General features: G+C 42.0%; 1 protein-coding gene. It reads left to right on the top strand.

Going from position 1 to position 1,224, the window contains the following annotated elements; genetic code table 11:
- Positions 1-243 precede the first annotated feature (243 nt).
- Complete coding sequence (locus OQ5_RS0116800; protein ID WP_016778602.1) at positions 244-1,089, top strand: enoyl-ACP reductase FabI; 846 nt, start codon at positions 244-246, stop codon at positions 1,087-1,089.
- Positions 1,090-1,224 lie beyond the last annotated feature (135 nt).

Here is a 1,224-nt window from a genome sequence, read left to right as displayed (position 1 = left end):
CATGAGATGTTCAAATGTCAAAAAACGCAAGCAACCGCAGACAAATTTGATGCAGGAAATAGTGAACTATTTTCAAATCAAATTTGATGAGGACGCTTGTGTTTTGCCGATAGTTGAGCATCGTAATAGATAATTTATGAATAATGCAGGTTAAATAGATTTGATAAAAAGAAGACAGGTCGGAGCTTTTTCCGGCTATGATTTTGCGGTATATTTGCACCCTGAAAAACAATTTTTACCGATATGGGAAATAACTTGTTAAAAGGAAAACGGGGGATTATTTTCGGCGCCCTCAACGATATGTCCATTGCATGGAAAGTTGCCGAACTGGCCCACGAGGAAGGTGCCACATTTACCTTGTCAAACACGCATGTAGCTTGCCGGATGGGCGAAGTTGTGAACCTGGCAAAGAAGACAGGTGCCGAGCTAATTCCGGCCGACGCCACAAACGTTGAGGATCTGGAAAATGTCTTCCGAAAATCAACCGAAGTACTTGGGGGTAAGATAGATTTTGTTTTGCACTCCATCGGAATGTCTCTGAACGTTCGTAAGAAGAGGGTTTATCACGACCTGGATTACAATTACCTTCAAAAAACACTTGATATCTCAGCCATTTCGTTTCATAAAATGCTTCAGGTTGCGTTCAAGCAGAATGCTTTAAATGAGTGGGCCTCTGTTTTGGCGTTATCTTATGTTGCAGCACAACGAACGCTTTATGGATACAACGATATGGCCGATGCCAAGGCTTTGCTGGAATCAATTGCCCGCAGTTTTGGTTATATTTTCGGTCGTCAGAAAAAGGTGAGGGTCAATACAATCAGCCAGTCACCAACTGTCACTACTGCAGGAAGCGGAGTGAAAGGCATTGACGGATTGATCGATTTTGCCGATCGAATGTCTCCCCTCGGAAATGCAGATGCCGAAGATTGTGCCCGGTATTGTATGGTGATGTTTTCCGATTATACCCGGAAAGTGACTATGCAAAACCTTTACCACGATGGGGGATTCTCGAGTATGGGTATGAGTCTCAGAGCTATGAAACAATACAATAAGAGCTTTGACTCGGGAGATGTAGATGATTTGTATTAAATACAATACTCCGTTAAACTTTTGCAATACACTGCAAACCAATTGTTTGCATCTTAATGGGTTTGGCAATTAAAATTCAGTAGATCAAGGTTTTACGAAACGAGCATGGCAAGGTTTCCCACAACAAGAATATGT

Origin of the sequence: Anaerophaga thermohalophila str. Valhall (genome assembly GCF_000250735.1) — a bacterium.
In the GTDB taxonomy this organism is placed as follows: Bacteria; Bacteroidota; Bacteroidia; order Bacteroidales; family Marinilabiliaceae; genus Anaerophaga; species Anaerophaga thermohalophila_A.
This window is presented reverse-complemented; position numbering and strand designations above follow the sequence as displayed.